Annotated in this window: 12 protein-coding genes and 2 tRNA genes; 8 read left to right on the top strand and 6 right to left on the bottom strand. The window is 46.6% G+C overall.

Annotated features, from left to right (window positions below):
• Nucleotides 1-5 precede the first annotated feature (5 nt).
• The 6 genes from V8Z93_RS03255 (at nt 6) to V8Z93_RS03280 (ending at nt 14179) form a co-directional block, all read left to right on the top strand.
• On the top strand, nt 6-2102 hold the full coding sequence (locus V8Z93_RS03255; protein WP_439432386.1) for a RagB/SusD family nutrient uptake outer membrane protein: 2097 nt from the start codon (nt 6-8) through the stop codon (nt 2100-2102).
• A gap of 58 nt (nt 2103-2160) precedes the next feature.
• A complete protein-coding gene (locus V8Z93_RS03260; protein WP_439432387.1) occupies nt 2161-5010 on the top strand; it encodes a SusC/RagA family TonB-linked outer membrane protein in 2850 nt (949 codons plus the stop codon).
• A 20-nt stretch (nt 5011-5030) separates the two neighbouring features.
• The gene (locus tag V8Z93_RS03265) at nt 5031-6731 is read left to right on the top strand and encodes a RagB/SusD family nutrient uptake outer membrane protein (protein ID WP_439432388.1); all 1701 of its coding nucleotides are present in this window, start codon (nt 5031-5033) and stop codon (nt 6729-6731) included.
• Nucleotides 6732-6831: 100 nt separating this feature from the next.
• A complete protein-coding gene (locus V8Z93_RS03270; protein WP_439432389.1) occupies nt 6832-8817 on the top strand; it encodes a hypothetical protein in 1986 nt (661 codons plus the stop codon).
• Between the two features lie 183 nt (nt 8818-9000).
• Complete coding sequence (locus V8Z93_RS03275) at nt 9001-13563, top strand: autotransporter-associated beta strand repeat-containing protein (protein WP_439432390.1); 4563 nt, start codon at nt 9001-9003, stop codon at nt 13561-13563.
• A 148-nt stretch (nt 13564-13711) separates the two neighbouring features.
• The gene (locus V8Z93_RS03280) at nt 13712-14179 is read left to right on the top strand and encodes a hypothetical protein (RefSeq protein ID WP_439432391.1); all 468 of its coding nucleotides are present in this window, start codon (nt 13712-13714) and stop codon (nt 14177-14179) included.
• Nucleotides 14180-14280: 101 nt separating this feature from the next.
• Here V8Z93_RS03280 and V8Z93_RS03285 read toward each other — a convergent pair whose 3' ends face one another.
• A complete protein-coding gene (locus V8Z93_RS03285; RefSeq protein ID WP_439432392.1) occupies nt 14281-15858 on the bottom strand; it encodes a glycoside hydrolase family 28 protein in 1578 nt (525 codons plus the stop codon).
• A gap of 329 nt (nt 15859-16187) precedes the next feature.
• On the opposite strand from V8Z93_RS03285, the gene V8Z93_RS03290 reads away from it, so the two are divergent.
• A complete protein-coding gene (locus V8Z93_RS03290; protein WP_439432393.1) occupies nt 16188-18341 on the top strand; it encodes a leucine-rich repeat protein in 2154 nt (717 codons plus the stop codon).
• A 114-nt stretch (nt 18342-18455) separates the two neighbouring features.
• Here V8Z93_RS03290 and V8Z93_RS03295 read toward each other — a convergent pair.
• Both V8Z93_RS03295 and V8Z93_RS03300 read right to left on the bottom strand, forming a co-directional pair.
• Nucleotides 18456-18537 (bottom strand) — tRNA-Leu (locus tag V8Z93_RS03295).
• A gap of 52 nt (nt 18538-18589) precedes the next feature.
• Nucleotides 18590-18671: transfer RNA gene (locus V8Z93_RS03300), tRNA-Leu, on the bottom strand.
• 209 nt (nt 18672-18880) lie between these two features.
• Here V8Z93_RS03300 and V8Z93_RS03305 point away from each other — a divergent pair.
• A complete protein-coding gene (locus V8Z93_RS03305; protein WP_218413396.1) occupies nt 18881-19972 on the top strand; it encodes a mannose-1-phosphate guanylyltransferase in 1092 nt (363 codons plus the stop codon).
• 80 nt (nt 19973-20052) lie between these two features.
• On the opposite strand, the gene V8Z93_RS03310 is transcribed toward V8Z93_RS03305, so the two are convergent.
• The 3 genes from V8Z93_RS03310 to V8Z93_RS03320 all read right to left on the bottom strand — a co-directional run bounded on the left by V8Z93_RS03310 (nt 20053) and on the right by V8Z93_RS03320 (nt 24735).
• On the bottom strand, nt 20053-20454 hold the full coding sequence (locus V8Z93_RS03310) for an HIT family protein (RefSeq protein WP_439432394.1): 402 nt from the start codon (nt 20452-20454) through the stop codon (nt 20053-20055).
• A gap of 138 nt (nt 20455-20592) precedes the next feature.
• Entirely contained in the window at nt 20593-21060 is a 468-nt protein-coding gene (greA, locus tag V8Z93_RS03315; RefSeq protein ID WP_203040600.1) for a transcription elongation factor GreA, read from the bottom strand.
• A 165-nt stretch (nt 21061-21225) separates the two neighbouring features.
• Nucleotides 21226-24735: a DEAD/DEAH box helicase gene (locus V8Z93_RS03320; RefSeq protein ID WP_439432395.1), complete on the bottom strand. Its 3510-nt coding sequence runs from the start codon at nt 24733-24735 to the stop codon at nt 21226-21228.
• Between the last annotated feature and the right edge of the window lie 229 nt (nt 24736-24964).

Here is a 24964-nt window from a genome sequence, read left to right on the forward strand (position 1 = left end):
ACAATATGAAATTACAACATAAATTAATGATAGGCGTGGCAGGACTGGTGCTGGGTGCATCTACTTTCACTGCTTGTACAGATAAGGTGGCCTTTGGTAATGCTTTCCTGGAAAAAGCTTCAGGCTCATCTGTAACCATTGATACTGTATTCAATAAGGCTGTATATACGGAGCAGTTCTTGAATTCAATTTATGCCTTGCAGTATTATGGTTTGCCATATAATCCTAACTGTGGCACTAGTGCCAATCCTTATACTGGTAAATTGGACCAGGTAACAGACTGCTGGTTGATGCACTGGGCAGACAATACCATTTATAGCGCTTTTTATTCAGGTACACTGGATGCAACGCAGACTCCATTGATTTCCTTTACGGGTGACAATGTCTGGCAGGCCGTTCGTGCAGCTTGGATTTTGATCGAGAATATTGATAAGGTTCCTGATTTGAGTGAGGAGAAGAAAGCCTCTTTCGTGGCGCAGGCTAAGTGTCTGATAGCAGCCCGCTATTTCGACCTGTTCTCTGTATATGGTGGACTTCCTATCGTAGAGCATAGCTATACTGGTAATGAGACTTCTTATGAATTGCCACGTGCAACCGTAGAGGAGACCGTTAACTTCATGGTGAAGATGCTTGATGAGGCAATCAATTCAGGTAAACTTCCTTGGATGTATAATGGTAATACCACAGAGACCGATGCTGCAAACAATACGGGTAGATGGACAGAGGCAGGAGCCATGGCATTGAAGGCGAAGATCCTGACTTTTGCTGCGTCACCTCTTTATAATGCAGACCAGGGTTACTATGGCGGCCAGTCTGAGGCAGAGCAGAAGCATTTGGTTTGGTATGGTAACTATGACCAGGCTCGCTGGCAGACCGCTTTGGCAGCCTGCAAGGCGTTCTTTGACAAGTTGGCTGCCAATCCAGGCACCTATGCTCTTGTTACCCCAGCTTCTTTGGGATTGAGCAACAGTCCAGATAGTTATCGCCAGGCTTACCGTATGGGTTATGCTTATCAGGGTAGTACTGAGATTCTTCATTCTACCCGTGTGGCTGTTATGGATGCTTATAAGGCTGGTACTTATACATGGCACCAGTGGCATGATAATCCTGCCCGCCAGAATTGCTTGCCAACTCAGGAGTATGTAGAAATGTTCCCTTGGAGTGATGGTAAGCCATTTGATTGGGATGCAGATATGAAGGCAGGAAGATTGGAAGGTTCTAAAGGTAGAATGTTCTATGAGTATAAGTCGGTACGTGGTGGTGTTGTAAAGAAGGCCTCTCGCGACCCTCGCCTCTATGAAGAGTGTATTGTCAACGGACAGATGACTTCTCTGGATTGGACTTCTGGTAAGTCAAACGGTGATGTCTATGAACTTTGGGTAGGTGGCTATCACGAAGGTAACGCTGTAGCAGCATGGGATGAGAAAGGCGACTCGCTGAAAATCATCGAGGCTCTTGCTACTCGCAATGCCACGGGATACGACTGCAACAAGTACTATATGAATCAGGATTACTTGCGTAAGTTTACTCAGTGGGTTTACTTGAGTCTTGACGAGATGTACCTGATGTATGCTGAATGTCTTGCACAGACCGGTAATCCTGCAGAAGCCATCAAGCAGGTGGATATCGTACGTGCGCGTGTTGGCTTGGGCAGCCTGAATACAGCAGGATATTACAAGGATGCTAATGGTTCCAACATCAGTCTGACCGATGCTGCCTATAAGGATAAGCTGATTGACGAAATCCTTCGTGAGCGTGCATGCGAATTGGGTATCAGCAATAACCACTATTATGATATGATTCGTTATAAGCGTGGTGATTGGATGACTAAGCCTCTTCACGGACTGGTTACATTCCGCTTGCAGAAGAACTCTAAGGGTGATTTTGTACGCGTATATCGTCCATGGATGGGTGCAGATAAAGATGCTAATGTTACTGAACCATCTCGTTTTGAGTACGAGAAGTTTGAAATCCGAAATCCTTCACATGCTCTCTGGAACAAGGACTCAAATTCTCAGACTGTAACCAAGTGGTTCTTGTGGCCATTCCCACAGTCAGAAATCAACAAGGCCTATGGCTTGGTTCAAAACCCTGGATGGTAAACATGAGTGATATATGATTCTGCATCATCAATCATTAAAACAATAATTAGATTCAATTATGAACAAGAAAAATATATATGCGCTTTCTTTATTGGTAGGCAGTGTCCTACCAGTAAATGCGCAATCAGATAGCATAGCTTCAGGCTCTTCTTTTGCTTTTCAGAAGATAGAAGTGGGAGCGAATAAGGATTTTGTTCGTGCTCAGTCAACTGCTGCGGTTACTGTTATTGAAAACAAGGATGTCAATAAGCGCTCTGCCAAGAACATTGGCAATTCCATCATCGGTCAGGGTGGCAATGGTCTTGTATCATTGCAGGGTGCCGGAACTTATTATTCTGCCAACCCTACATTCTATATCCGTGGATTGCAGAGCTTGAGCAGCAGCACACCTTTGGTTCTGGTGGATGGTATTGAGCGAGACTTAAGCTATGTTGATCCTAATGAGGTGGACCATGTTTCTATCCTGAAGGATGCAGCGGCTGTGGCTCTCTATGGCAATAAGGGTGTCAATGGCGTTATTGAGATTACAACGAAGCGAGGTAAGTACAACTCTCGTGAAATCAAGGTTAACTATGATCATCTGATTAACTATCAGATAGACCGTCCTAAGTTCATCAACGCCCAGACTTATGCTTCTGCCATGAATGAAGCTTTGGGTTACGAGGGTGCTGCACCAAAATATACAGATGCTGAAATTGCTGCTTTCGGCAGTGGAAAGTATCCAGATCTCTATCCTAATGTAAACTGGGTGGATGAAACTTTCCGCCATCATGGCATCACCAACAAGATTGGTGCCGAAGTAACTGGCGGTGCTCAGAGATTCCGCTTCTATACAGGTATCAACCTGCTGTCGGATAAGGGATTCATCAACAATACGATGGATGATAATGGCAACAATACCCAGGACAAGTATGTACGTGGTAACTTGCGTATCAACATGGATATTGATCTGACTCCTACAACAACATTGAAGGTGAATACCATGGGTATGTTGGGTGAGATGTCGCAGCCAGGTAATGCTGTCAATCTGTGGGGCTTGGTTTATTCCTTGCCTTCTGCTGCTTTCCCTGTTAAGTTCCAGAATGGTGATTGGGGTGGCAGTTCTACCTGGGCAGGAACCAACAACCCTGTAGCGAACACTGCGGGTGCTGCTTACTATAAGATTCATCAGCGTGCCTTGAATGCCGATATGACATTGGGTCAGGACCTGGGGATGTTCCTCGAAGGATTGAGTGCTACCCTCCGCTTGGGTTATGACACCTATTCAACCATCTACGAGAATCATAGCAAGACCTTCCTCTATGGTTTCTATGCTCCTTCAACTTGGGCAGATGGAGTTCCTACTGCAGGTAAGTATAGCACGGGTGGTGAGAATGGTACACAGGGAACGGGTGCCAATACGGATGTTTATTCTCGCCGTATGCACTTTGATGGTGGCTTGAATTACGAGCGTACCTTCAATAAAAAGCATTACGTTTATTCTTCTTTGCGCTGGCAGTATGAGTATGAAGACCAGACGGGTTTGAATACCACAGTATATCGTCAGGTGGCTTCTTGGTTGGGTCATTATGCTTACAAGAATCGTTATATCGGTGAGGTTTCTCTGGTTGAGACAGGTTCCAGCCGTTTGGCTCCAGGTACCAAGTGGGCATTCTCTCCTACGGTGAGTGCAGCCTGGGTGTTGAGCAACGAGAAATTCCTGGAGAATGCGAAGTGGATTGATTTCCTGAAACTCCGTGCTTCTTACGGTAGAATCAACTGCGATTACTTGCCGGGTGACAATGTTTGGACCTATTACACTCAGTCATATAGTACTGATGGTGTGACTTATCCATTCAATTCGGGTTATGATTCAGACTTCGGTCGTACCAACTTGGGTCAGATGGCAACAGAGAATCCTACTCATGAGAAGGCTGATAAGTACAATGTTGGTATTGATGCTACTCTCTTCGGAGGCTTGAATCTTCAGTTGGATGGCTACTTCCAGCGCCGTTCCGATATCTGGTGTTCTGGTTCTGGTACCTATGGTAGCGTCATCGGATTTGATGCTCCTTACGTAAATGCTGGTATCGTTGACTCCTGGGGCTTTGAAGGTTCTTTGGATTACACCAAGCAGATTGGTCAGGTGCAGGTTAACATTGGTGGAACCTTCTCTCTGAACAAGAATAAGATCAAGGAACAGGCTGAGGAACCACGTGCTTACGAAAATCTGGTAACAACGGGCTATCCTCTTAACTCTATCTGGGGTCTGAAGTCAGACGGCTTGCTTACCCAGCAGGACATTGACAACATGAACTTGCCGGAGACTGATCCAAACTACGTGCCAAAGCATACCTTCACAACTGTACATCCTGGCGATATCAAGTATGTGGATGTGAATGGTGATGGAAAGATAGACAAGAACGACTATACCAAGATTGGTTATAGCACCGTTTGCCCTGAAATCCATTATACACTTCATTTGGGCGCAGAGTATAAGGGACTTGGATTTGATGCCATGTTCCAGGGTGTAGGCCGCTATTCTGCTCTGTTGAATACCTCTGGTTACTATTGGGGATTGATCAGCAATCGTACCCTGTCACAGTATGTTTATGATAATCGTTGGACCAAGGAGAATCCTAATGCAGAATTCCCTCGTCTGAGCTCAAGCTCTAATGCCAACAACTATCAGACCAGTGATTTCTGGCTTCGTGACCGTTCTTACTTCAAGTTGCGCAATATTGAGGTTTACTATAATTTGCCAAAGAACTGGTTGCAGAAGACTGGATTTGTCAACGCAGTCAAGGTTTACGTAAGAGGCACAGACTTGTTTACACTTGATCATCTTGATACAGTCGATGCTGGTTCGTATGGTGCAACAAGCCCATTGACACGTAGTCTTATCGTTGGTGCATCTGTAACATTCTAAATGATTAAAATAGTATAAATATGAAACTGAAAAATATATTATTTGCTGCAACATTGGGCTTGACAGCCTTGAGTTCATGCTCAGACAAGATGGACTACAAGGAGTATAATGTCTACGACGATGCTTACATCAAGGAGATGTTTGGCCGTGTGGGTGGCTTCATGACAAGAATTTATAATGACCTCGATACTGACTTCGGTAACTATTCTGGAGCGATGTTGAGTTCTGCCACCGATGAGTCGGTATATTCTCATCCGGGTAATGCCGTTGAAGATTTCTTCAATGGCGCCTGGGGACCTTCTAACGACCAGAGTAAGATTTGGGGTACATGCTGGGATGGTATCAGCTATTGCAACCTGGTGCTTGATGAGTTCCAGGGACAGACTTTCCCTAACTATCAGTTGGATATCCATTATAAAGAGGAGATGGCTCAGTACAACAACTATCAGTACGAGGCTCGTTGGGCTAGAGCTTACTTCTATTTTGAATTGGTTCGCCAGTATAAGAACATCCCATTGAAGACCAAGCACATGGGTGCCAACGAGGCAAATGCCTTGCCTCAGGTGCCTTGTGATACCATCTTCAAGTTCATCGATGACGAGTGCGCTGCTATACAGGATTCTATCTTTGAAGATTATTCTGCAGTTGGTTTTCCTACCGTATCAGAGACTGGTCGTGCCAATAAGTTGGCTGTGATGGCTCTCCGTGCCCGTGCTGCACTCTATCATGCCAGTCCATTGTTCAACGACAAGAATGATGATAAGTTATGGTATGAAGCAGCTCTTCGCTGCCAGGAACTCTTCACTCAGGCTTCCAAGCAGTCAAAGACTTTGGCTTCTGATTATAGCAAGCTTTTCGTAAGTGATAGCTGGAAGGAGTCTGATGCACAGAAGGAGATTATCTTTGGTCGCCGCAATGCAGCCAGCAATGCTTTCGAGAAGTATAATTTCCCAATCGGTATGGAGAATGCAGGCGGTGGTAACTGTCCTACACAGAACCTGGTTGATGCTTTCGAGATGAAGAATGGTAAGGCTATCGATGATGAAGATAGTGGTTATGATCCACAGAACCCATACGCCAATCGTGACAAGCGTCTTTCACAGATTGTAGCAACCAATGGTGAGCAGTGGCCAAACGCAGCAAAGTCTGCTTTGGAGACATACGTGGGTGGTGCTAACTCTTCGTCAGTAACCTATGGTACTCCTACCGGTTACTATCTGAAGAAGTACTGCAACGCACCAACCATCATTGCCAATACTGGTTCCAACAGCTTCTACCACATCTGGGTAACCTTCCGTTTGGGTGAGTTCTATCTCGATTATGCTGAGGCTGTGCTTAACTATGCCAAGAATGGTTACGAAAAGCCTGCTGGTTTGTCTATGTCGGCTGCTGATGCCATCAATAAGATTCGTAAGCGTGCTGGTCAGCCAAACATCGAGAAGGGACTTTCATTCGAAGAGTTCACCAAGAAGTATGAGAATGAGCGTTTCGTAGAGTTGGCTTTCGAAGGTCATCGTTTCTACGATTTGCGCCGCTGGAAGAAGGGTGCTGAGTATCTGACCAGTATCCGCAAGATGACCATCAACAAAGCTGAGGATGGAACATTGACCTTCACTCCTGGTATCTACGAAACTCGTACCTGGAATGATAAGTACAATCTCTTCCCATTGCCACAGAAAGATACAAAGGTTTGTGGTTATACACAGAATCCTGGATGGTAAGATAAAAATTTAATGATGTCTTGAACCAAGGGTGACCTTGGTCAAGACATCCTAAAATAGAAACAATAATAACCTATTAATTCAATTAAAAATTTTGATTATGAAAAAGTTTTATCTCTTTTTCTTGGCGCTTTGCGCATTCTCAATGAGTGCCAGCGCAGGAATCAAGGTCTTGTATAATCAGGACTTTGAGTCGGCAACTGATGCTGCAGCTGCAGGTTGGACTTCTCCAAGTGTACCTGGTGGTTTAAGTATCTTGAGTGATGATTATGGTAAGTTTATCCAGTTTTCTCAGGGTGCGAATAATGACCGTTCTGCCCATACTCTCTGGGGACAGGATATTGTGAAGGGTGCTGGTACAGCTTCATATTCCGTAGCTTTTGACTTCTATTTCAAGGCTTTTGGTAATAACCATACAACCAGTGAAATTACAGTAGTTTCTGATGAGACAACCTGTACAAAGAAGGCTAATAACAATTTCCGTGGCAGCAGTGCTAACTGGTTGTTCGATTTGACTCAGTTGGCTCAGTATGATGCTGATAACAAGCAGACTAATATTTCTGCTTCAGGTGCACAGCCTTTTGCTGTCAATGGTGATTCTGCCAAGCAGGTAACTTTGAACTCAGGTACTTGGTATACCGTTAAGTTGGACATCGATACTGTAGCAAGAGTTGTTTCTTACTCAATTGACGACCTCGTTGGTAATACCATTTCTAGTGACAACTATGAGGTTCCTGCAGGTACAGATATGGCTGCAGCTGGTATCTATTATTTGGCTGGTCGTTATCAGAACGTAGCTTACTTTGACAACATCAAGGTTCAGGCAGAGGTTGATGAGGAGGTTGCTAACAACCCATCTGTAGCTCTTGTTGGTGTAAATAACCACCAGCGTGTTTACAACATCAAAATCATGGATGGTGAGACACTTCACCTGAAGTATAATGGTGAGGAGAATGAAGTATATTATGGTGATACTTCTGATGGTGTTTATGTATGGAGCAACAACCCTAACTATGATCCAGATAATGTAAACGTTACAGATCTTTGCACATCTGGTACTTTGGAGGCATGGACAACAGCAGGTAGCGCAACTTCTGAGGTTATTTCTACAGAGATTGAAAACGACATCGTAGCATTGCCTACTGCAACAACTACTATCTCTAATGTAGAGGAAGGCTTTGCTAAGGAATACACCTTGACCGTTTCTAACACTGACGTTCCTTTGCAGCCAACACTCTTCTTGTCATACGAATTCAAGCCAGCTGATGGTGGTGCTACATTGACACGCGAGGAGTTGCCTACAGGTTCTAAGGTTACTCTTCCTGGTAAGGGTACTCTTACTGTAACAACTGCAGCTCTCGGTTATGGTGAGGCTAAGACTTCAGTGGAGAACAATATTGAGTACAAGCAGGCTAAGGATTATAACTTGGCTCACTTGACAGCTGATGATTTCGCAGCCATGAATTTTGCCGTTAATGGCGAAGTCGGTGGTAGGTATGCTACATACGGCCGTCTCTTCTGGTATGATGCAGATTCTGTAAAGACTGCATATACTACCATCCCTCAGTATACAAAGGTAGCTTCTGCTTGGGCTGCTTCTGATTCAATTGTTTACGATAACTTGGCATTTACAGCAAAGCCTTCTGTAAACGTACACTTCTATCAGGGTGTTGGTATGGTTCTTGATGGTAGAAGGGGTGATGATGGTTCAGGTTCTTGGATTAACTCTTTGTATCTGGTTGTCAATGGTTTGACAGATAAGGACATCCTTAAGGTAAGCAGCTATAACAACTATGGTGGTAATGCACTCCATCCAGTTGTTGCAGATGAGGCTGAGTTCTTGGCAAGCAACAATGCTCCTGTAACAGCAGTGTTGAAGGGTAATGAGCAGATTGGTCTCTATCGTATTTCTGACTGCTTGGCTCGTATCCAGGTTTACAGCGCAGTTGGCGAATCTACAGGTATTGCTGGTGTAAAGGCTGCCGATGAGGCTGCTCCAGTAGTAAAGAAGGTACTGACAAAGGATGGTCTCGTAATCGTTAAGGGTAACAAGACATTCTCTTTGGCTGGTGCTCAGATGAAGTAATTCCGAAAAGAATATCATACAATGAAGGGTGCAGCAATGCACCCTTTTTTGTATTTATATTGATTTGTTTTTTTTCTCAAAAAATAGAGTAATTAATCAGATTTTATAGATGCTACTTCATTTTTTTTTCGTAACTTTGCATCGTTATAGAATAAACAAACAACATAATAACCTACGATTATAATGAATAAGAAATTACTTGCAACATCAGCTTTGGCTTTGTTGGTTAGCATGGGTGCCAATGCCCAGCGATTCACTGATAAGCTAGATCGTGGATTGGTGGCTGTGAAAACCACCAAAGGTGTCTATTGCTCATGGCGTATCCAGGCCGATGAGTATTACGATGTGAAGTACAATCTCTATCGAGATGGTACCAGGGTAAACGCTGAACCATTGGAGGTATCTAACTTTACAGATGCTTCTGGTTCGGAAAGCAGTCAATATACCGTGAAGGCGGTATTGAATGGAGTAGAGCAGCAGGCTTCTAAAGCAGCTACTGTACTCGGTAATAACTATAAGGAAATTATTATCAAGCATGATAAGTCTCTCAAGGCTACTTATGAGCCTAATGATGCCTGCTGCGCCGATGTGGATGGCGATGGCGAGGTGGAAATCCTGATGAAGTTCAACAACCTGGAGGAGAGTGCACAGCGCTATCCGAAGAATGGTCCAACCATCGATGGCGTTGAAACCAAGGAGTATTCTATGCTGGCTTGCCTGAAGCAGGATGGTACCGTGCTTTGGTGGGTGAACTGTGGTCCTAACATGGGTGACTTCCAGAACAACGAGCAGAACATCGTTGGCTACGACTGGGATATGGATGGAAAGGCAGAGGTCGTAATGCGACTCGAAGAAGGCTCTACTGTCCACATGGCAGATGGAACTACTTATACCATTGGTGCTGATGGAAAGAATGGTACATCATGGACCAACTATCGTGAACCAAAGGCTGCGGGATCATCTGAGTGGTTTACTCATTATGGCAAGGAATTCCTCTGGTATTGCGAGGGTACTACCGGTAAGCCATACCAGTGTATCGAGTTCCCATTGAAGCGTCTGGAAGATGGAGAGAAAGATTTGAAGGCAGCTTGGGGTGATGGCTATGGTCACCGTAGTAGCAAGTACTTTTTCGGTGCTCCTTATCTTGATGGCAAGCATCCAAGCATCTTCCTGGGGCGTGGTATCTATACCCGCCACAAGTTCATCGCATACGATGTAGACCCAAAGACTCACGACTTGAATGTCCGCTGGAAGTGGACCAACAACCAGCCTGGTTCTCCTTGGTATGGTCAGGGTTATCACAACTATATCGTTGCCGATGTGGATTGGGATGGACGTGATGAGATTGTATGGGGTTCTATGGTTATCGATGATAACGGTATGGGTCTCTCTACTACAGGTCTTGGTCATGGTGATGCCCAGCATATAGGTGATTTCAATCCTTATGTTCATGGACAGGAGATGGCTGCTTGTAACGAGGATGCTCCATCCAACAACTATCGTGATGCTACAACAAGTAAGATATACTATCGTCTTTCTGGAGGTAGCGATGATGGCCGCAGTATGGCAGGTAATTTTACCAATGATCTTGTAGGAGGCCAGTTCTTCTCGGGTCACGAAAGCAAACTGATCAACTGTGTAACCAATAAGCGTTCGGAGCTGGATGCGAAGAATATATCTTTGAACTTCCGTATTTATTGGGACGGTGACTTGCTTGATGAAACCTTCAATGGAACGGAAGTGAGAAATTCTGCCGGTCAGATTGTAAAATACGGTCAGGGTCGTGTAGAGGCTTTCGGTGGTAGCTTTACTAATAATGATACAAAGGCAACGCCATGTTATCAGGGAGATATCTTTGGTGATTGGCGTGAAGAAGTCATCATGCGTACTGCCGACAATAACATTCGCATTTATACTTCTACCATCCCAACAGAGTGGCGCAACTACTCTTTGTGGTATGATCATCAGTATCGCAATGCGATGGTATGGCAGCCATGTGGCTATAACCAGCCACCTCATCCATCTTATTTCCTGGGCGAGAAGGAAGGTATCACGATTGCACCTCCACCACTCACCACAACTGGTCGCGAGATCGTTGCTTCCTCTATTGATGCAGCTCTCAATGGCAAGCATGCGCTTCTTGCAACAACAGGCGATGCTACAGTGAGCGTTGCTGATGGAGCTTCTCCTGCAATCTTCACAGATAATGCTCCTTCATGGGTGCAGGGTACTGCACCAAGCGAGTGCAAGACCAAGGATACTGAGATTAAGTATGCTTATTATACACATACCTTGACGGGTGGTGCATTCACTGGCAGCATGCGTCTGGTAAAGCAGGGTGATGGAACCTTGGTTCTCCCTCATGTAACTCAGACTTATACCGGTAAGACGGATGTCTGGGCTGGTACTTTGCAGTTTGATGGAACCATGGAGAGCAGTCCAGTATGGCTGAACCGCTTTGCAGAGTTGCACTCAGATGGTGGTATCTTCAAGGGTGGAATCACTGCAGATTATGGTTCTGTCATCTGTCCTGGAGGCAAGGATAAGATTGGTACTATTGAGACCACTTCCCTGAACATGAACTTCGGTTCTATAGCTGAGTTTACCATAGATGGCAGCGGCAATGCAGATATAATCAAGGCAAAGACCCTGAAGATAGAGAAGAAGGATTGGGAGAATGGTCCAGAGTATTTGGCACCTCGCTTTAACTTTGTGATTTCAGACAATCTCGCTTCGGGTACCTATAAAATTGCAGAGATTGAGAAGATTGACGGTGACATCAAGAATATCATTCTGACGGGTCTGAAAGGCCATAAGGCTTCCCTGCAGTATGCTGATGGCGTGTTGTCTTTGAATGTAGAAGACCTGCGTGCTCCATCTTCTGTGGTTTGGACAGGAGAAGAGGATGATGTATGGAATTTGGCAGACAAGAGCAACTTCAAGCAGCAGGCTGATAATGCTGCCGATGTCTTTGTTTCCGGCGATAACGTCATCTTCAATGATGAGGCTAAGAGCGGAAAGGTTACTCTTGCTGAGGATGTGGCTCCTGCCACTGTTACCTTCGATAACAACGGATTGGAATATACGGTGGCTGGTGAAAAGGCCATTACCGGTAATTCCAGCATTACAAAGAAGGGTGAGGGCAATGTGAACATCAACAACGTCAATACCTTCAAGGGCTCTGTCAATATCAACAAGGGTTCTGTTACTGTGGCTAGTCTGGGTGTTGCAGATGGTGCTAATAATGGCGCGTTTGGTTCTTATACCAATACTGTCAACTTGAATGGTGGATCATTGGTTCCAGCAGCGAATATAAAGACCTCGCATCCTATTGCTGTAGGAAACAATGGTGGTACAATCGAGGTGAACGATGGTGTTACCTTGACTTTGGATAACAAGATTACCGGTACTAACAATACCTTGACTAAGAATGGTAATGGTACTTTGGTCTTGGCTCCTGAGGCTAGTTACGGAAAGCTGATTGTCAATGGCGGTACGGTGAAGAGTTCTGAGAATGCTTCCAGCAAGCATGGCTATCCAAAGACTGTTGTCTTGAATAATGCTACCTTGCGCGATCATGATGATCTGTATTCATATTCTACGAATGCTGCAAACATCGAGGTTCCTTCAGATGCTAAGTCTGCCTGGTATCTTGATTCCCGTTGTGGCTATACTGGTTCTCTTACAGGTTCTGGTACTTTGAGTGTTAATGCAACGAGCATCCGTGGAGAGTTGAAGGGTAATTGGGCGCAGTTTGCAGGAAATGTCAATTTCAATGCAAGTAAGTCGGGCTCTTATACCCCTGAGGTTGTCTGGAGCAATGGCAATGGATTGAAGAATGCTACTGTGGGTATCTATTGCAACTTCAAGAACAGCGGCAAGTCGCTTGCTATGGGTAACCTGGTAGGTAGCGGAAGTATTAGTGGTAGCGGAACCCTCACCATCGGTTACTTGGGTGATGAGGTAAAGTTTACTGGTACAATCACGGGATGCAAGATTATCAAGACGGGTGCCGGTTTATGGACTGTCAACCAGTTGATGAATAAGCTCTCAGGTACTACTACCGTTAATGGTGGTGTGCTCAACTTGAATAATTCTGCTTCTAAAGATGAGTTCTTCGGTGCATACGACATGGTGGTTAGCGGTTCTGGTACTTTGGCTGGTCAGGCTTTGCTTCATAACATCATTGTAAATAATGGCGGAACGCTTAAGCCAGGTAATTATACCTCTTCTATACCTTCAGGCGCATTGAAGTCTGCTTCATCTATCTTCTGCTATGAGGGGTCTGCTGTCAAGTTCTTCCTTTATAACAACAAGGATTTGAACAACAGCCATACTTCTCTTGCTGCAGAAGGCACTTTCTCTATGAATGGTGAGATTGTGGTTGAGGCTTATAAGAACTACAAGGCAAAGGCTGGTGACACATTCACTTTGTGGAAGGCTCAGAACTTCAGTGGCGCTCCTTCTAAGTTGACTTTGCCAGAGCTTCCTGCAGGTTTGAGCTGGGATGTTTCTGACCTTTACAAGCCAACTGGTGTGCTGAAGGTTGTGGTTGCCACAGGCATCTCTCACTTGGCTGCCAACGAGGCGTTTACTGGTGATGTCTTCACTGCTAATGGTATGAAGATCGGTACTGTTACAACAACAAAGGCTCAGGTGCAGAATGCTGTGAAGGCTTTGGGCGTAGCAGATGGCGTATATATCATCCGTGTGGCTGGTGAAGCTATGAAGGTGATTGTAAAATAACAATTGATTGATGAATAAGAAAATAGTAAATATGTTTATAGTCCTATTCGCCACTTTTGTGGCGATAGGACTAAATTCGTGTGATGGCGATTCGAATTATTACGATCCGAACAGCCAGATAAATGAGGTTAATCGTATTTTTGAGAACATGAAAAGTAGCTATGCAGGTACTTATACCACTCCTCTGAATACGAAGAAAACAGTAAAGTACAACATTGATTCGCAAGCCAATGTCAATGTGGCTACATTCCCTATGGATGCAGTCATGGAGAAGTTGTGTGGCGGAGAATATCAGTATGCAAATCTTTCGGGTGATGCCCTCACTTTCTCTTGTCCTATCGATAGCGTGGGATATAGCGCAGGGTATTTAACCTTTAAGACTAAGGAGGATTTGGAGCATAATAAGCTCGACTTCTCTTATACTTTTGAAAATGTGAAGCATACGGGATATATGTATTTGACGGTGAAGGGAACCTATAATCCTCAGAAGGAAATCATAACAACCAACTTTATTGTTACTGACCTCATCGTAGATAATCATGATTATACTTCTCAGCTTTGTCCTATCGACAATCTGATTGAGGCAACAAAGATTACGATTTCGTCAGATAAATAGTTGTGTTTTCTTTCAGTTTCAGTGATGAAATACATAAAAAGAGCCGCAGAGGTTTTGTCCTCTGCGGCTCTTTTTATGTTTCTTGTCTTTATCTTAAGTTTCTAGAAGTCGAGGGTAATTCCCTTTTCATCTATCTTCTTGTATTTCTTTCCGTTTACGGTTACGTTCTTTGAGTTCTTGGCATCAAAGGTATGAGACTTGGCGCTTACCTTGATGTTCTCCAGGGTTACACCCTCGGTGCGGTTGATCACGATGCCCTGCTCGGCATTGTTCACCTCCATGTCCTTGATGCTGATGTTCTGCACTGGCATCTCTGGCAGGCCGTTGAAGTAGGCTGCACGGCGGGCGCCGCGGCAGATTACATGGTTGATGTCGATGTTGCGGAAGGCTGGGGTTGTTTCATCCACCTTCTTCATATCTACCATCTGCTGCTTCTTCTGGTCGCCGTCATTCAATACTTCCACAGCCGACTTGCCGCCGTAATAGAGGTCGAAGGTAACCACATCGGTCTGGATATCAAACATCGACATATCCTTGATGTAGATATTCTCAACTACGCCACCTCTGCCACGGGCACTCTTGAAGCGCAAACCTACGTCGGTACCGAGGAACTGGCAGTTGGTTACCATCACGTTCTTCACGCCGCCGCTCATCTCGCTACCAACTACGAAGCCGCCATGACCCTTGAATACGGTACAGCCGTCAACGATGACATTCTCGCAAGCCACGCCGCGGTTTCTGCCGTCGGCATCCTTACCGCTCTTGATGCAGATACCGTCATCGCCCACGTCGAAGGTAGAGTTCACGATGAGAGAGTTCTTGCATGATTCCAGGTCCAGACCATCGCCGTTCTGTGCGAAAGAAGGGTTGCGAACCAATACATCTTCAATCAATACATTCTCACACATCAGTGGATGGATGTTCCAGGCAGGAGAGTTCTGGAAGATGACGCCGTTGAGCCATACGTTCTTGCAACTGATGAGGCTCACCATCACAGGGCGCAGGTAATCCTTCACCTCGTTCCAGCCTTCCTCTGTTGTAATGCCGAGAGGCACGTTCATGCCGGCACCTTTTGCGTCAGCCTTGAGTGCTGCCTCTGATGGGAACCAGTAGTTTGGGTTCTTGAAGGCACCGCCACGGGACGTAATCGCCTTCCACTGTGCCGAAGTAACCTTAGCCTTCTTCAAAGGGCGCCAGTACTCACCGTTACCGTCGATGGCACCCTGACCCGTGATAGCCACGTTTTCCAGATTACGTCCTGAGATAGGCGACTGGCAGCGACGGGTGTCAAGACCCTCGAACGAAGTCTCCACGAGAGGGTAGAGGTTTACGTCTGCCGAGAAGAGGATGATACCACCTTTTTCTATATGCAGGTTGATGTTGCTCTTCAAGGTGATAGGACCGGTAAACCAGACACCCTGAGGTACGACGAGCTTGCCGCCGCCTTTCTGAGCCAGGGCATCGATGGCTTTCCTGAATGCATCGGTGCAGAGGGTAGAACCGTCGCCGATGGCACCGAAGTCCTTCAGGTTGACCTCATTGCTTGGGAACTGTGGTCGAGTTACTTTCTCCATCTTGAACGGGAGATTCTCATAGAGTGCATCATAGTTGTTGATGTCTGCTGCCTGGATTCCGAGAGCCAGTACACAGGCATAAACAAAACTGAATAATTTCTTCATGAATGTTACTTTGTTTATTTGGGTTTATTATATAGAGTTTCTTACTTAATAGTTTCCTTTTGTGTGCAAATATAGAAATATTATTTTGATTTTCCAAATCAAAGTGTAGAATAGAGGGTGGAAAACATCGTAAACGTTTTCAAAACAGCCAATCGAATGCTTTTTTTGCTTTTCTTTTTATTTTTCTGCCAATAAGTTTCTTTATCTCAAAAAGTTTGCTTATTTTTGTAGTCGAATAGTGAATGAATATAAACGTGAATAATATAAATTAGCTTTAGATGAAAAGAACTTTTCTGCTTTTGGTTTGCATCCTGTGCGCTTTGATACCTATGAGCGCACAGAAGGTCATCAGTGCCAAGGTGGCTGGTGTCATTTATGAGGCTTTGTCGGATAGTACGGCAAAGGTTACTGGCTGGGAACATAAATCTACCAGTCTTTCAATTCCTTCTTCTTTGAAGATAAAGGGCAAGATACGCAAGGTGGTTGCCATCGCTCCCCGTGCTTTTGCCAAGGACGAACAGGGTTCCATCACCGACATCGTGCTTCCTAAATATCTGGTAGAGATTGGCGAGGAGGCCTTCAAGGGTTCTGACGTTACCTCTATTCTGATGCCTAACACGGTGAAGAGCCTGGGTACTCATGCCTTTGAGGATTGCAAGAAACTGAAGGAGGTTACCCTGTCTTCTTCGCTCACTCTGATTCCGATGGCTGCTTTCCGTGGATGTGATGCTTTGCAGGAGCTGCAGGTGCCTGCTTCTGTAACCAAGATTGCTGACCTGGCTTTCGAGGCGAGCGGCTTGAAGGAGATGGAACTCCCGATGGGTGTGGAGACCGTTGGCGCGGGTGCATTCTACAACTGCCAGCAACTGGAGAAACTGGCATTCCCTAACAGTTTGAAGAAGTTGGGTGTATGCTGTTTCCTTTACTGCAACAAGTTGAAGAGCCTCACCTTGCCCGACCAGAAGCCAAGAAGAATGCAGCCTTCTGCCAATATCGATAAGAACTTGCCTGATGACAACAGTTTGGGCATCAAGGGACCAGCCCTGACCGATGTGAGAAGCAATTCTTCTGCATCCTGTCCTAACTATGCCGTGAAGGACATCCTGAGCATGACCAAGGAGTATCCTGAGTTCCCATATAACTCCAGTCCTTTTGCCCGTCAGAATCTGCGCAGGATAGTGAAGTCGTTCAGCTATTTCGCTTTCGATATGGTAAACAGCCGAATGGCGGATTGGCAGAAGAAGAAGGATTACGAAACTGCCCAGCAGTGGAAGGAGCGCGTGACTCCTGAAAACCGTGAGAAGAAGCTCGATGAGGTGATTGACAATGTGCGCAAGAACTACATCGCCGCCTATACCACCAATATGGTGAAGGGAAACTTGGGCGTATATGATACCGATTATGGTACTTACCCGGTTTCCATTGATGGCTTGGGACGCATTTATGCCAAGGTGCCTGCCGAGGAGGCTGATCTCTTCAAGGGATATTGGAACCAGATTCAGCTTGAACCTCAGTATGGTGTGATAGACGACCAGCTGGCTATCCTTTCCTGCCAGTTTAAGTTAGGCGATAAGATTTATCAGTCGGCTTCCAGCTACAAGAACGATGGTTCCAGCGAGTTCCTTGCCAATCTTCCTCCATTGGAGATAGATTTGCATGGTGGTAGTGCAGCCAGAACCGCTAACTCTCAGTTGGAAGTAGTGGATAATGCGCTCGACATCAATATTCCTGAAACCAACGAGGAGAACAAGAAGACCTTTGCCGTGATTATCGGTAACGAGAACTACGAGCGTGTTACCAAGGTGAAGTACGCCTTGAACGATGCCAAGGTGTTTGCTTCTTACTGCAAGAAGACCCTGGGTCTCCCTAAGGAGAACATCCGTGTGTATCGCGATGCAACATTCGGTACGATGCTTTCAGCCTTAGACGACATCAAGAGCATTGCTTCTGCCTTCGAGGGCGACCTGAATGTCATCTTCTATTATGCAGGTCATGGTGTGCCAAGCGAATCAGACAAGGCTGCTTACCTGCTTCCTGTGGATGCCAGCGGTCAGAACACAGAGGTATGTCTGAGCACCAAGCGACTGTATGATACGCTTGACGGTCTCCATGCCAAGCGGGTATTGGTGTTCATGGATGCCTGCTTCAGTGGTGCCCAGCGTGGCGATGGCATGTTGGCATCGGCTCGTGGTGTAGCGTTGAAGGTGAAGCAGGATGCGCCAAAGGGCAACATGGTGGTGTTCAGTGCTGCTACGGGCGACGAGACTGCTTATCCATATAAGGAGAAGGGACATGGTCTGTTCACCTATTATCTCCTGAAGAAGTTGCAGGATACCAAGGGTGATGTAACCTTGGGCGAGTTGAGCGAGTATGTGAACAAGGAGGTGCGCCGCCAGTCGGTGGTCATCAACCATAAGAGCCAGTCGCCAACGGTGGTTCCTGCTGATGGCATGAGTGATTGGAGCAATATCAAGTTGAGATAAGGTTTTCTTAGAAAATAAATCTATGAGGGTGTGTCATAAGTTCAAGACACACCCTTTTTTGGTAGGTGTATAAAAACAAAAAGAGCTGCAAGTTGAAGAACTTGCAGCTCTTTGTACCCAGACCCGGGATCGAACCGGGATGGGTTGCCCCACTGGTGTTTGAGACCAGCGCGTCTACCGATTCCGCCATCTGGGCGATGGTGTTTGCAAAGGAAAGAGCCGCAAGTTGAAGAACTTGCAGCTCTTTGTACCCAGACCCGGGATCGAACCGGGATGGATTGCTCCACTGGTGTTTGAGACCAGCGCGTCTACCGATTCCGCCATCTGGGCGATTGCGGGTGCAAAGGTACAAATAAAAATTGAAATAACAAACTTTTTGGCTGTTTTTTTTCGAAAAAAGATATTTTGCTTGGAAAAAATACTAAAAATGTGTTGTATTTGTCCTATCTTTATTAAATTCTTTCAAAATATTTGGTCTTTTCGGGGATAATTACTAACTTTACACATGATTTCAGTAACCAACATTTAAGACCCGTAATATGACAATTAATGATAATAACAATTATTGCGTAATATTGGCAGGAGGTAAGGGTAGAAGATTGTGGCCGTGCAGTCGTAGCAACTATCCCAAACAGTTCATCGACTTCTTTGGAGTAGGTAGAACCCAGTTGCAGCAAACTTTCGATCGTATGGCGAAGATAGTGCCAGCCGACCATATTTATATCAATACCAACGAGGAATATGTGAATCTGGTGAAGGAGCAGTTGCCAGAGGTATCTGCCGACAACATCCTGGCAGAACCTATCCATCGCAACACGGCGCCTAGCATGGCTTGGGCCAACCATCGCATCTCGATGATGAACCCGGATGCCTGTGTCATCACCACACCTTCCGACCAGGCCATCTTCAACGAGGAGGCTTTCCGCGAGAATGTATTTGAGGGCTTGGCTTTCGTAGCCGAGAACAACCATTTCCTGACTATGGGTGTGAAGCCTACCCGCCCTGAACCAGGATACGGATACATTCAGATGGGCGATGTCTGCAGCGACAACATCTATCATGTGCAGTCGTTTACCGAGAAGCCTGAGCGTGATTTCGCCAAAATCTTCATGGAGAGTGGCGAGTTCTATTGGAACACGGGCCTCTTCCTGAGCAATGTAAGCTATCTGCGTGAGTGTTTCTGCAAGATATTGCCACCGGTGCTCCGTGACTACGACAAGAAATATCCTGAGTTCAGCGTGGAGACGGAGAATGCCTACATGAAGGAGAGCTTCTCTTCTTATCCCAACATCTCTGTGGATTTCGGTATTCTGGAAAAACCGTCTAATGTCTGCGTGATGAGATGCGACTTCGGATGGGCCGACCTGGGCACCTGGCACAGCATCTACGAGGCGATGCAGAAAGGTGAGGGCGACAATGTGATAGTAGACAGCGATGTGCTGATGGAGAACTGCAGCAACACGGTGGTCAAGGTGCCAAAGGGCAAGCTTGCCGTGCTGAACGGCCTCGACGGTTTCATCGTAGCCGAGAGTGACAATGTGCTCCTGGTATGCAAGAAAGAAGACTCTTCTGCCCTGGTTCGCAAATATGTGAACGAGATACAGATGAAGAAGGGCGATGAGTTTGTTTAAGTAAGAACGTATGGAATATAGATAGAAAAAGAGCTGCGAATATGCTTCGCAGCTCTTTTTCTGTTTGAAACTTCTTGAATTTAAAGCTTCTTGAATTCTGTATAAATCTTGTCGGCGATTTCCTTGAACTCCTCTGCTGAGAGCTTGAGGTGCTCCTTGCGGAAGTTCACGTCAGCCTCGCTGTTCATAGGGATGAGATGGATGTGGGCATGAGGAACCTCCAGACCCAAAACCACCTGAGCCACCTTCTTGCATGGGAAGGCTGCCTTGATGGCCTTAGCCACTTTTTTGGCGAATACCTCAAATTCAGCCAGGTCTGCATCCTCCATGTCGAAGATGTAATCCACCTCCTTGCGAGGAATCACCAGAGTATGACCTTTGCCGATAGGGCTAATGTCGAGGAAAGCATAGAACTTGTCGCTTTCTGCACACTTGTAGCTAGGAATCTCTCCTGCTGCAATCTTTGAAAAAATGCTTGCCATAATCGCTAATCAATTTATAATTAATAATTTGTAATTTACAATTTATGTTTCTTGTCTTATCTTGGGGGCTTACATATAACATAAAAGGAACCGTCATACGGGCATCGCTGCCAATATGATAGTTCCTTTTATTCCGTTTTATTCAAATGAAATCTTGTCGATGCGAAGATTGATGGTACCGCGAGGAATCTTGATCTCCGCAATCTCACCTACCTTCTTGTTGAGCAATCCCTGAGCAATAGGGGTCTTGATGGAAATCTTGCCTTCCTTCAGGTTTGCCTCGCTCTCGCTCACGATGGTATAAGTCATCTTTGCCTTGTTAGCCATGTTGGTCATCTCTACCTTCGACATAATCTGCACGCAGTCGGTGCTGAGCTGCTTGGTGTCGATGATCTTAGCCTCGGCAATGGTGAGCTTGATGCGGTTGATCTTATCTTCTAGGTGAGCCTGTGCCTCCTTGGCGGCATCATACTCAGAATTCTCACTTAAATCACCCTTGTCGCGGGCTTCAGCAATTGCGGCTGATGCCTTAGGGCGCTCTACAGATACGAGCTCTTTCAGCTCAGCTACGAGTTTGTCGTAGCCTTCTTGTGACATGTAAGCCATAATTTTTCTTGTTGTTTATATGTTATTAATAATAAGGTTGCAAAAGGCATAAAAAAATAAAGAATTCCAGTGCCTGCGGAGCACCGGAATCCTAAATCTATTTTGTGTCTCTTGTTTATCCTTTTGTCTGTAATTCGATTGCAAAGATAGGACTTTATTTCCGTATCACCAAACTTTTTCGGTGAAATTTTGAAAATATCCCCCTTTTTCTTTCACATAGTCCATTAATTGGTTAAAAATCTGATTATTGCGCAATATCTCCGGATTGCCCGTCATTATCATCTGCTTCCTGGCACGGGTGATGGCTACGTTCAGCTTGCGGTCGATGATGGCTCCATCTTCCACAAAACTGTTGCCGGCTAGGAAGTCGAGCTGCCAGATGTTCTGGATGGTGAAACTGTAGATGATGACGTCGCGCTGACTGCCCTGGTATCGCTCCACGGTATCGATGCTGATCTTCTCCAGTTCCGGGATGCCGAGCTTCTCGATGCCCTTGCGCACCATGGCTATCTGGTTGCGGTAAGGCACGATGACGCCCACCGTCTTCTGGGCATCAAACCGATCGCCGTAGAAACGGTGGATGCGGCGAAGCATATCTACCACGATTTCCGCCTCGTTGGCATTGATCTTGTCTGATACATTCGGCTCCTTGCAGAACTGGGATGGCAGGAAGATCATGCGGTGATTCTTCAGAAGGTCGTCGGTGGCATCGAGCGATGGGAGGGTGTAGGAGAGTTCCGTCTCCAACTGGTGTGGACAAGGCACCGGTTCCAGCTTCTCCCGTCGGTAGAACATCCTGTTGGGGAACTCTGCAATTTCCGGATGCATTCGTCCCTGGCGGCGCAGGATGCCGATGAATTCGCTGCGCTCCTCGTGGTCTTCCCAGCGGATCAGACGCTCGAAGAGGGAGTTGCGGCAGTTGGTGAGACAGATGTCCTGCAGGATGCTCATGTCAATGACGCCACCTTTCTGCCTGTCGTTGATGGTCGGGATGCCGGAATCCTTCTCGCTTTGCTGCACCACGGCTGGCAACTGCTTGTAGTCGCCGATGAGGATGAACTTATCCACAGCCGAAAGCAGACCGATGAGGTTAGGCTCCAGTATCTGGCTCGACTCGTCGATGATGGCGAGCTTGAAGTGCTTCAGCGTGAAGATGAATGGCTTGGAGGTCATCATCGATGTGGTGCCCACAATGACGCGCGTACCTATTATATATTGTTTGATAGCTTCCAGCTTCGGACAGTCGCTGATGGCTTTTTCTATCAGATATGGGCGGAATCGCTCGTCGCAGGAGTATTCGCTGCCGAGGCGCAGGAATGGGATGCCGGAATCTACCAGCATCTCGCAGATTTCATCCACGGCTCGGTTGGTATAGCTCATCAGGAGGATGGATGAGGCTGGTTGCTGATAGCCGCCTCTTGCCGTGGCGATGCTTTCCGCTGTAGGCAATCCCGTTCCGTCGTTCAGGGCTTCTTCTACCATGAACTTCAGGGCACGGCTGGTCTTTCCTGTTCCCGGAGGTCCCACGAGCAGGAAGTAATCCTGTGCCTGCTTGGCACGGAGGATGATGTCGTCCAGAACATCGTCGTAATGTCTGGTCAACGATAGGGAAGTGTCTCTTTGCGGAGCACGCTGTCCCAGCAGCAGGTTGCGCTTGTCCTTGGGTGCACAGATAAACTGGTGCAGGTTGCGGATGCTTCCGCCCGTGCTGGCATCGCTCGTTCCGTGCTCAATGGCATACGGCAGATTCATCTCGAAGATGTCGGCATTCTGCTGACCGTCGTTCAGATGCACCACAATCTCATCGCTGTGAATCTCCTGCAATACACCTTTATATAATATAGCCTTTCTCACGTCGGGTTCTTCCTTCAGCTTGTAGGTATAGAGATACACCATGTCGCCGATGCGGAAGTTGGGCAGGAAGTCCTTGCCCTGGTCGGGCACGCTCAGGGTGATGGTGTCGTATCCGCTTCCCTCGCTGCTCTGTTCCTTCCTGATGATGTGCAGGCCGGTGTAGATGTTGCCTGCATCTTTCTTTTCTGATAGAGGCATTGTCCAGAGGTCGGAACTTGATGTGTTCGTACCTTCCTGTGCGCCCACCTTGCTGATCATCTGCTCTCTGAGCACAAAGGTCATCATGCGGCAGAAGTAGGCTTCCTCCAGTGGCGATAGGGCATGGAGTGGGTCGGTGATGGCACTGAGCTGAGGCTTCAGGTACTTGTTGTAGAAGAAGTCCTGGGTGCCGGCTACATTGAGTACTTCGGGTGTAAACTCGTTCAGCGCATGCTCAAAGCCTTCCTTGGCTATCTCGAAGGAGGCGGCTACCAGCTGGTTGCGGTAGGTGATGGCTTCCTGGAATAGTTTGCGGTAATAGGCTACCACCATCAGTCCGTCTTGTGGCTGATACTTGGAATAGAGCAGACGGATGTTTACCCGTTCATTGCTCAGCTTGAAGTTATGCTGCAGCACGCCATAGTAGAGCAGAAGCTGCACATAGTGCGGCTCCAGCTGATAACTGTGATAGCTTGGGTCTGTCTGATGGCTCTCTATGTTCATGTTGCGTCCCGATTTCTGTTCCACCAGCAGTTTGCAGTCGGTGGTCATCAGGTCCACACGTCCCTGGATGCCGAGTGCCTCGCAGACGAACGAAGGTTCGAGGATGGCTTTCTTCCTGTCGTAGAACTCCTCACCCCGGAATGCCGTCATCTGTGCCTGCGATGCGGTGCGGGGAAAGAGGATATCCACCACCTGCTGCAGATTGAAAGCCTGCAGACTGGCATCGGTATAGAACTTCTTGGCGTCAAACCAGGGACAGGTGCAGAACTCCAGGGCTTTCTCCCTGAAATTGGTCTTTACCGTCTCGTTCATCTGGTATTTGCCGTGCGTGTTGATGATGTCGTCCAGTGCTGCTCCGGCAAAGTTACCCAGCAGAGTGGCTTGGGTGTTGGCTCTAGGCTTCATCAGGTTGAGAAGATAGAGCAGGGGATGGTGGCCGAAAGCCGTGAAGCAGGTGGCGATGCTACTGATATCTACCAGATAATCGGGCTCTACCACGACGAGTCGGGGGGTGATGATGGGTTGCTTCACCTGACAGTCGAGCAGGTTGAGCTGCATACCTTCCTTCAGAAGGTCCCAAAGATAGGTATGGTCGATGTGGTTCTCCTCGTCCTTCAGTCTCACCAGGTATTCCTCCTCGTCGGCATCCTGGTCGATATCCACACGGATAAAGTCGCTGTCCCAGTTCTTCACGATGCAGCGGATGCGGCGGTTGTTGATTTCCAATCCCTTCTGGTAGGGGCGGTTGGTATGTGGGATGAGCACGTTCAGTTCGTGAGGCACATCCACTCCGAATACGGCAGAGATGAAGATGGCGAGGGCACGTGCATCATACTTGAGGTCTTCGCCCGACAGGGGTTCCTGCGAGTTGCTGTGTCGGCGCATGGTCTGGATGGCAATCTTGTCTGCCACCTTGATGCCGCGTGCCTTACAGAGATAATCCACCTGGGAGAAGAGGTTACCGAAAGCCTGTCTGGTATCCTTCACTCCTTCGTGGCAGCAGAGGATGAGCGTGTCGTGCATCATCTTGTTGCGTGTCTTCGGCTCCAGTTCGGGGAGTATCAAAAGTTCTCTTACCCTAAGGAAGAGTTCTGCGGCGCTGATATTGTTTTGATTCATAGGCTACAAAGTTACGAAAATAATGCATACTCTTATGATAAAGGTATTTATAATTATTGATAATTAACGGTTGAATGGGGATACGTTTTTAAGGGAATTTAGGGTGTTCGTGCAAAAAAATGTAGTAAAGTGTCGAATATTCGTGCGAAAAAGTGTATCTTTGCAGCAAAAGTTCGTGCAAAAAAATGTAGTACTCTATTTTAATAACCGATATTAAAGAATAAGAATT

It is taken from the genome of Segatella copri (assembly GCF_051861805.1).
GTDB lineage: Bacteria > Bacteroidota > Bacteroidia > Bacteroidales > Bacteroidaceae > Prevotella > Prevotella copri_M.